At 53.3% G+C, this 7,949-nt stretch carries 8 protein-coding genes, 1 tRNA gene and 1 pseudogene; 2 read left to right on the top strand and 8 right to left on the bottom strand.

Annotated elements, in window-relative coordinates; all coding sequences use genetic code 11:
• A pseudogene (locus HKD21_RS14420) lies at window positions 1-318 on the bottom strand (relaxase/mobilization nuclease domain-containing protein); the annotation flags it as partial.
• The gene (locus HKD21_RS13410; protein ID WP_194256128.1) at window positions 315-617 is read right to left on the bottom strand and encodes a MobC family plasmid mobilization relaxosome protein; all 303 of its coding nucleotides are present in this window, start codon (window positions 615-617) and stop codon (window positions 315-317) included. The gene HKD21_RS13410 and the pseudogene HKD21_RS14420, both read right to left, overlap by 4 nt.
• Window positions 618-842: 225 nt before the next feature.
• Here HKD21_RS13410 and HKD21_RS13405 point away from each other — a divergent pair, with 225 nt between their 5' ends.
• Together HKD21_RS13405 and HKD21_RS13400 are read left to right on the top strand one after the other, a co-directional pair.
• Entirely contained in the window at window positions 843-1,445 is a 603-nt protein-coding gene (locus tag HKD21_RS13405) for a hypothetical protein (protein WP_194256127.1), read from the top strand.
• Window positions 1,442-1,717 carry a hypothetical protein gene (locus tag HKD21_RS13400; RefSeq protein ID WP_194256126.1) on the top strand — a complete coding sequence of 92 codons (276 nt, stop codon included), beginning with the start codon at window positions 1,442-1,444 and terminating at the stop codon, window positions 1,715-1,717. Before HKD21_RS13405 ends, HKD21_RS13400 begins: the two co-directional genes overlap by 4 nt.
• A 567-nt stretch (window positions 1,718-2,284) precedes the next feature.
• On the opposite strand, the gene HKD21_RS13395 is transcribed toward HKD21_RS13400, so the two are convergent.
• The 6 genes from HKD21_RS13395 to HKD21_RS13370 form a co-directional block, all read right to left on the bottom strand.
• Entirely contained in the window at window positions 2,285-3,640 is a 1,356-nt protein-coding gene (locus HKD21_RS13395) for a replication endonuclease (protein WP_228121488.1), read from the bottom strand.
• 156 nt (window positions 3,641-3,796) lie between these two features.
• Entirely contained in the window at window positions 3,797-5,431 is a 1,635-nt protein-coding gene (locus tag HKD21_RS13390; protein WP_194256125.1) for a DUF6538 domain-containing protein, read from the bottom strand.
• Between the two features lie 97 nt (window positions 5,432-5,528).
• Window positions 5,529-5,603, bottom strand: a tRNA-Gln gene (locus tag HKD21_RS13385).
• A 71-nt stretch (window positions 5,604-5,674) separates the two neighbouring features.
• Window positions 5,675-6,364 (bottom strand): TetR family transcriptional regulator, encoded by a 690-nt coding sequence (locus HKD21_RS13380; RefSeq protein WP_194256124.1) that lies wholly within the window; start codon window positions 6,362-6,364, stop codon window positions 5,675-5,677.
• Between the two features lie 82 nt (window positions 6,365-6,446).
• On the bottom strand, window positions 6,447-7,271 hold the full coding sequence (gene proC / locus HKD21_RS13375; RefSeq protein ID WP_322782939.1) for a pyrroline-5-carboxylate reductase: 825 nt from the start codon (window positions 7,269-7,271) through the stop codon (window positions 6,447-6,449).
• A 2-nt stretch (window positions 7,272-7,273) separates the two neighbouring features.
• Entirely contained in the window at window positions 7,274-7,780 is a 507-nt protein-coding gene (locus HKD21_RS13370; protein WP_194256122.1) for a type III secretion system chaperone family protein, read from the bottom strand.
• Between the last annotated feature and the right edge of the window lie 169 nt (window positions 7,781-7,949).

Raw genomic sequence — 7,949 nt, 5'->3', positions numbered from 1 at the left:
TGCTTTGCCATCGTGGCGGGTTTTGGTGTGGATGACGGCAAGACAGACATCCGAGGCCTGAAATCCGAACTCTCTGGCGAGCATGGTGATGCAGTCGGCAAACTGTTCGTCGGTGAGTTTCTCTTTTGAAGAGACCTGGAAGTGCTGAACAGCATTCACACGATGAAAAGCGGCTGCATCAGCCATGCAGTCATCGACATCCTGACGTCGACCCTTCCACAGCAGGATGTGCTCGTTCTCGTCCGTCTTCTCCACGAGATGGTGGAAAATGGCTCCTGACCCGGAGGATGTTTTGATGGGGTTGCTCTTCAGTATCATCGCACCCGCCTCAGAACCCTGTTGATGCGGGCTTTCAGTGTGTCGATGTCAGCAGGCAGGGCAGCGATATCGACCTGCTCCCCTGTATTCAGCCTGCGAGCAATTTGATTCAGGTTGTTGCCTATCGCTGACAGCTCACGACGCAAGGACAGAAGCTCGTCGGCAATCGAAGCCCCTCCTGCCAGCTCATTGAGCAGAATCCTGCGACACCACATAGACAGTCTGCGTGTTCCTGCTGTGGTTTTCAGTCTCTCCTGTTCTTCCGGTGTCACCCGGATATGTAATGTCTCCGTTTTCATGATGCCCCTCGCGCGCGTGAGTCATTATAGCTCTGGGAGATGCAGGGGAGAGTGTATGGTCTTCTGTATTCGGAAGTGATTTCGGATTGATACAGAAGTATTCGTATATACAGATTCATCGAAAATCATTTATTTTTCGGAGTATTGAAATTAATACTTGACAAAGGGTGGAGTATTGGCTATACACACCCTTGTCACTGAGGTGACCAAATTGGGAATAACATCATGAGGATTTTTAATACAAATATAGAAACTGTACTTCTCGCTCTTACAAATATTGAGGAACGAGAAAAAAGCTTTGGAACAACGAGGCACATAGGAAATGCCCCTCTCGCACAGGCTGAAATCAAGCGTATCGTTTCGCTTGTCAGTCAGGAGCTAAAAGCTCAGGAATTGACCAAGGCCAAGTCTGGTCATGCCTATGCTGAAGGGTTGAAAAAGGTATCAGGCCTTCGAAACGTAGGACCTGACGAGCTGTTCCGTTTCTTCACAGATACAAAAAATCCGGTTGCAGAGCTTCTGGGAGCCATCAGCATTTATGGATGGGAGCAGGAAGATAGCAATCAGGAGCGAAAAGGTTTTGGGAATGCGCTTTTTGTCGCATTCGGACTGCTGAGCTTCCGGGACTGGGAGCGTTATCACGGGCATAGCTGGGACTGGGAAATCCAGTACGTGCAGTGGTTTGCCCGCTTTGCTCCGGAGGAGTTCAATGCAGGTTCATCCATTGCCCTCCATGCCCATTTCGACCTCGGTTTTTCTCTTCTGGCAGAGATGAAGGGCAAGAAGCCTCTGTCCTGGTCCTATGAAGGACAGGGAGGTCAGCCATGAGTAATCTTGCTACCACAATCACCGAATTATGCCGCGAAATGAAAGCCCTGGAAGCGGAAGCCTCTCGCTTTAAAGAAGCACGTCTCATGTTTGAGATGTGTGGTAGAAAAGATAAGGCTCAGGCTTTGAATAAAAGGGAGCGAAAGATTAGAAACCTTATACGTTCCTTTGAATGTGTGACGAGCCATCTCGATGAAAAACGGGAACTCGAGGAATGGGAATGTCAGCGAGATTATGAATTGATGTGCTCATTTGGCCCCCGCCTTCACTGATAATGTTTTCTCGTAAATGAGAGGCCTCACGGAATGTGAGCCTCTCCTTACAAAAACAGTAACTCTGCGCCATCAGCTTCTTTTTTTGCGCAGAAAATATTTATGTCTGACGGAACGTGCGCGCCAATTGGTTTGCTTTCGTCCAGTAACGCGCTCCCATAGGGCTTTCCCGCTTTCTGAGGAGAGTTTTGCAAAAATGACGCCCATCGTTGCAAAAAATATGACCGATACGAGAGTAACTGTTGCCGATAAATAAAAGGATAACGACTGATGCAGGAGGGGTGTCAGGTCGCTTGACAGAGGTAGAGAATACACATCGAATATTTTCCCTATCTGATAGAGCAGATAACTGATTCCGAGTGCCTCCCCCGTGCATAATGATGCCCAGAGAAACAAGGCGTAGGTTGGCAAATCCTGCAATTCAGGAGCAGGGCGGTTCCTGAAAAGGAGAAACGTGGCGACAGGAGGTATGGCTTTGAACCGCGACCCTACAGACACTTGCGTTCAACCCCGCCCTTGCCCGTTTCTGTCCATTCTGCACCGTGTTTCCAGTCAGATTTCAATGTCCTATACCTTTGTGGGTGGGGGCTGACTCCTCGAACATAGCCGTTCGTAAGGGAGGCCAATCTGGGGAACACCTTCTTGGTATACATTTAAACAAGTTGGAACAAAGAGAGACTGAACCCCTGTTTTTTCTGCTGAAACCTCGCGTCTGACCATGGAGGTCTGGCTGACAGCGGGTTCATTGAAATCCTTCACTGTCCTGAAATGCATTGTATGCACGAGAGCTATCAGAACCCTTGGCATCCCTGCGCGGACATAATGGAAATCGGGATGACGGGCTGATATCCGGTTCAGTCTCTCATCGGAAAATCCACGCATCAGAAGCAGCGCTGTTCCGCCAAAGGCTTTCCGCTTTATCAGTCTGTGAGTTGTGGCAATCCTGGCATCTGACAGGGTTCCGTAGCGCTTGCCTGCATAGACGTTCGTGTAGCGGGTCCGGATGTCTTTGCTCAGGCCAATGAAGGTCAGACTGGTCTCAGGCTTGCCGTAGTCCTTGGTGAGATAGAGGGAGACGGACAGCACATCGCGGATGTCCTTGATGGCTTCGTCCTGCCGCTCAACCTCATTCGGGAAGGCCTGAAGTATCTGCTCCTCAAGCCACGCTCTCTGTGTCGGGTCTATATAGAGCTGGATATGATAGTGGGGTGTTTCGTCGTCCTGGAGTTCGAGCGCTGTCATGCCCAGAAGCAGGACATCTTTCTCCCGTGCTTTGCGTCTGACGGTTTTCCAGCGTCTGGAGATTTCTGCCTTGGCCTCTTCATAGGAACAGGCGTGATACTCTCCGGGTAGTGTCAGGGTCAGGAACAGCCCTTGATAGCCCAGAAATCCTGTGGCGAAGTCATTCAGGCTGTCGGCTATGGCCAGCGTGACGGCATAATGTTTTCTGAGCTGCCACTGACGGAGCGTATGCGCTGACAGGCCAGTGTCCGGGTTCTGTCGGTCAGAGACCACGATGAACGATTTGCTTGCAGCCAGCTTCTCGTCATCAAAGGCCTGCTGCACCCTGTCGTGTTCAGGGGAGAGTTCCAGCATTCTGCGGAGATTGCGGCGTAACCTGTTGGCTTTGCGTGTGAGAACCCGCCCTGTGATTCGCTGGGTCTGCTTCAGTTCGTCATAGGACTGGGAGAGAAGGTCAAAGCCGGAAACAAAGTCATCGGGCAGGGTTTCAACCCAGTCCACGACTTCCATGGCGACCTGTTCGGTCTCTTCGAAACAGGCAAGAAACTCGCAGTTTTCTGCGACCTTGCTGGTGATTTCGTTCTTGTAAATCCCATGCAGGGGTAACAGCCTGCGCCAGACATCGGGTCTGGTGGTTCTTATCCAGTGGTCTATCTCGTCATACTGCACATCATCCTGCATCTTCCCCGCGTAATCGTGGAGAGGGGCAGAATGGTCTATAATGGTCCTGTTGTAGAAACATGTCGTACTTCCTTCTCCTGACTGGTCTCCGGGATGTTTTCCAGTCCTGAGAGGGAAGTATAGCAGACAGTTATGTAGTTTTGTTTCAGGGCACGGTTATCGGTTTTTTATTTCCATAGGGTCCCAGCTTTCGAACTTCACTGTTCGAACGACTTTCATCAGGTTCGATGGTGTTGTCCCTGCATTGTAATGGCTTCCCATTCCGGCTGTTTCATGGCCCAGAATCTGGTCAATCCACTCTACCGGGTAGTTCAGTCCATCGCTTCGATGGCCAAGCATGGTTCGGAACAGATGTCGGAAACTGTGAAATGTTGTCTCACGAGGCAGACCCGCATCTTTCTTGAACTTGCTAAACCTTTGAGAGAAAGCCGCTCCATATTTATTAGTGGAGGCAGCATAAGGAAGGTCGAAAAATATCCGGTCTCTTTTGGATTTCTCGCAGTTTTTGGCGCGTTCAATCAATCCGGTAGAGTTCTTGATATAGGAGTGAACGGGAATGAGACGTTCACCGGCCTCTGATTTTGGGTTCCAGATTTCCTTCCCATCGGCATCTCGATGAATTCGGATATCGAAACAGAGAACGCCCTCAACCTCATGAATATCGCATGGGCGAAGTCTGCAAATTTCTTCCAGCCTCATGCCTGTATAGGTCGCAACGGATATAATCTGTCTGACTGTGTTGATATTCATCCGTGGCTTCCACAGGGTTTCCATGAGAGCCGCCAGCTCTATTTCCTTGAACGGCCTTCTATCCACGGTCTGTTCGTTAATGGCCGTTACCATATGCTTCGACCAGATATCGTATTCCTTCTTGTCGTCCAGTTCTCCAATCGAGATGGCATAACTCCAGATTTCGGCCATCTTGTTGATGTGTCGGCTCATCGTGTCTGTTGATAAAGTCACGTATTCAGGATTTCGCGTCCGGTGGTATGCGACAATTTCTCCCAGAGTCATTGTTTCTTCTTTGGAAGATTTTCCCCAGTATTTGGGCATCTGTCTCAAGACGTTGATGAAAGCTGATGAATCTTTACGGGTAAAAGTATGCAGCTCACGGGTGGTGTCAGTGAATCTGCCAAACAGACTGCACGCGGCTACAAAGTGGTTATAGGTCTCTATTGAGACGCTTGCCCTCTTAATTTCCAGATATCTATTGGCAATGTCTCTGAAGGGTACCGAGGAGATTTTTGACGGAATCTGGTGGTGCATCACAGGAGCAGCGGAAACCTGCTGGCTCATATCGGGTATCTTGGAGATGGCCTGACCTAGCAGGGCTAACAGTTGACCCTCCCGCTCATGATTGCCTGCCGCTTTGGCAGCTTCCAGTTCTGCGCCCAGACGCTGGATTTCGTTCAGAAGGTGAGCGTTTCGACCATCTATATCCTTCACGAACTGCTGAAGGAATCTGTCAGAGGCTCCTGAGAGATATTTTTTCTTTACGTCAATTCCGGCACTTGTCCCTGCCAGCCAGTCCTCTTTGAAATCAGACGGATGGAGTTTCACCATCTCCAGAAGATAATTCTTAAGGTCAAACTTTTCAGGCAAGGCACCACCACCCGACAGGAAACAGAACAGGTTCTCGACCTGTCCATATATCATGCCCGCACGGGACGTGGCGTCTCTCTTCTTGTGGGTGCCTAGAGAGAGCCAGATTTCAGTCTGACCCAAAGCATCACGAATATGTGAAGGGACTACTCTGCGGAAGTGGTAACAGCCATTTTTTCGTTTGAGCATTGGAGTCAGTTTTGGGGACGAAAATGGAGAAAAGTCCCAAAACTCAATTTTTTACCCGAATAAAATCCGTTTGATATCAATGATTTATATCGGAGTTTGGCTGGGGCGGGAGGATTCGAACCTCCGCGTGGCGGAATCAAAATCCGCTGCCTTACCGCTTGGCTACACCCCAATCGATGCGCCCCGGGGAGCGCATCCTTTCGGACTTCTAGTCCGAACCGGTTGCCTTCGTAAAGTCCGAAGTCAGGATTCCAATTCGAGATCGTGATCGGGCAGGCCGGTTGTGTTCAGGGCCTCGTCCATTTTGCGTCGCGCTGAGGGCTTGAGGATGCCGTAACGCTCTGCACGATCCAGCGCGGTATCAAGGGCAGCCATGGTCGCGGCCAGATCCGGGCTTTCGTCTTTTTCCCAGGCCCGCATGGCATGCGCCCAGACAGCGGCCAGAACATTGATTCGGAAAATACCACCGAAACCCGTGCAGTCGATTCCGGCGGCCTCTGCCAGCCATTTCATGGAATCAAGGGTTGTCCCGGCCAGAAAGGCAGCCAGAGGCGGGTCGTAGGGCACGGCCTGAAGGACAGCACGGACGCCTTCGCGATATTCCTGAAAAATATCGAAACGGCGCATGATCAGGTCAAAGAGATATTCGCGCAGTGTGCCGCCATTGCCATCGTCACGCAGGGCACTGGCATCGGCCAGACGTCCAAGCTGGAGCAGCAGCAGGGCTTTGACGGGATAGCGTTTGCGGACTGTCTCGACCGGGAGGTCAGCGTCCCGTGCGGCTTCCACGAGCGAAAAGCGGTGCCAGCCTTCGCTTGCGGCGAGGGACAGGGCGGACTGGAGAAGGGCGGCGTCGAAAGCTTCCTGCGCCAGATCCGGCGGACCACTCAGTGCCATGTCGTCGGATTCAAAGGGGTCCTGCCGTCCGTCCATTCGGGTCTCCTGTCGAAAGCGTCTTGTTCTATTGGTGGGAGCGTTGCGGTCTGCCGACAAGCTCTCTCCCATAAAGAAACCGTCAGCCAGCGAGTTCGTCGGCCCGTTTTGTAGCAGCGTCAATAGCTTTTGGAACCGTCTGGGGCCAGGCATCGGGTTTCATGAGGACGGCCAGCGCCGCAGCGGTGGTACCATTGGGGCTGGTGACGGCCTTGCGGAGGTCTTCGGCGCTTTCGGGCAGATCGTCGAGCATACGTCCTGCACCATAGATTGTTCCACGGGCCAGACGGCGGGCGACATTTGGCGCCAGACCGTGTTGCTGCCCTGCTTTTTCCAGCAGTTCGGCCAGAAGGAATACATAGGCGGGCCCGGAGCCGGAAATGGCTGTGACGACCGACAGATCGTCTTCGTTTTCGACTGGTACGACGTCTCCGACCGCAAATAGCAGATCGTGACAGATGGATTTCTGCTCGGGGGTGGCGGCGGCCGAGGCAAAGAGACCGCTGATCCCGGCACCCACCGAGGAGGGTGTATTGGGCATGGCGCGCAGGACCGGAATGTCCGCGCCTGCAAGCCGGATAGAGTCCGACAGTGCTTCGCAGGTGCGACCGGCCATGACGGAGAGCAGGGCGGCACCGTTCAGGCGGGGCCCCAGAGCCTTTCCAAATGCGTCGATCACGATTTCGGCAACGCTGGGTTTGACGGCGAGGACGATGATGTCGGGTTGGAAATCGGCCGGGATTTCGGCGGCAGTCCGGACGATGGTGACCGTATCGTCCGGACTGGTTCGGTGTCGGTCAAGGACGACGAGGCGTGGCGGGGTTGGGGAGGCGAGCCACCCGTCGAGCAGCGCGCCTCCCAGCTTGCCGCACCCTGCAAGAAGGATTGAAGGGACGGAGGATGGCACGATCAGGCGTCTCCCACACAGTCGAGCATGGCGGCGTCTATGGCCTCCTGCGGTGTTTTTCCGCCCCAGAGCGCGAACTGGAAGGCGGGATAAAAGCGTTCGCATTCGGACATCGCGATCTCCACGAGGTCTTCCATGCTTTCGCCGGGCAATGTCTGCACGCCGCGCAGCAGCAGCGTATGTCGGTAGGACGGGGTGCCTGTGTCGGGATCGACGGCGAAATGGCCGATCCAGAGGCGGTTATTGGCAAGGGAAACGAGTTCGTGGACGGCCGGACGGCGCTTTGCGGGGGAGCGCAGATCCATGATGCAGTTCAGATGCAGGGCCGAGAGCTCGTCGGACCATGTGAAATACAGGGAATAGTCGCACCATTGTCCGGGTGCTTGGGCGGCCATTTCGGACGGGCCGAGGCGTTCGAACTCCCATTCATAGAGGCCTATGACCTGTTCCATCAGGTCGAGCGGATGGGATTCTGTTTCCGTGGTGAGTGAGGTGCTCAGGGCAGGCATGGCGGGTCTCCCAAGGCCGTGGAGCCTGGCACCGGCCTGGCGCCGGTGCGGCGCTCCAGATGTCTGCGGCCGGAAGCGGAAAACCGCTCCCGACAGCAGTTACGTTATGGAGCCTTTGCCTCGGGTGCAAGCATTACGTGTTACAATAGCTACACGGTCTTGGGTGACT

This window comes from Gluconobacter cerevisiae, from assembly GCF_015244675.1.
Taxonomy (GTDB): Bacteria; Pseudomonadota; Alphaproteobacteria; order Acetobacterales; family Acetobacteraceae; genus Gluconobacter; species Gluconobacter cerevisiae.
This window is presented reverse-complemented; position numbering and strand designations above follow the sequence as displayed.

Excerpts from the sequence above, each read along its gene's own strand:
- HKD21_RS13410 (WP_194256128.1), bottom strand. The coding sequence starts at position 617 with ATGAAAACGGAGACATTACATATCCGGGTGACACCGGAAGAACAGGAG.
- HKD21_RS13405 (WP_194256127.1), top strand. The coding sequence starts at position 843 with ATGAGGATTTTTAATACAAATATAGAAACTGTACTTCTCGCTCTTACA.
- HKD21_RS13400 (WP_194256126.1), top strand. The coding sequence starts at position 1,442 with ATGAGTAATCTTGCTACCACAATCACCGAATTATGCCGCGAAATGAAA.
- HKD21_RS13395 (WP_228121488.1), bottom strand. The coding sequence starts at position 3,640 with ATGCAGGATGATGTGCAGTATGACGAGATAGACCACTGGATAAGAACC.
- HKD21_RS13390 (WP_194256125.1), bottom strand. The coding sequence starts at position 5,431 with ATGCTCAAACGAAAAAATGGCTGTTACCACTTCCGCAGAGTAGTCCCT.
- HKD21_RS13380 (WP_194256124.1), bottom strand. The coding sequence starts at position 6,364 with ATGGACGGACGGCAGGACCCCTTTGAATCCGACGACATGGCACTGAGT.
- HKD21_RS13370 (WP_194256122.1), bottom strand. The coding sequence starts at position 7,780 with ATGCCTGCCCTGAGCACCTCACTCACCACGGAAACAGAATCCCATCCG.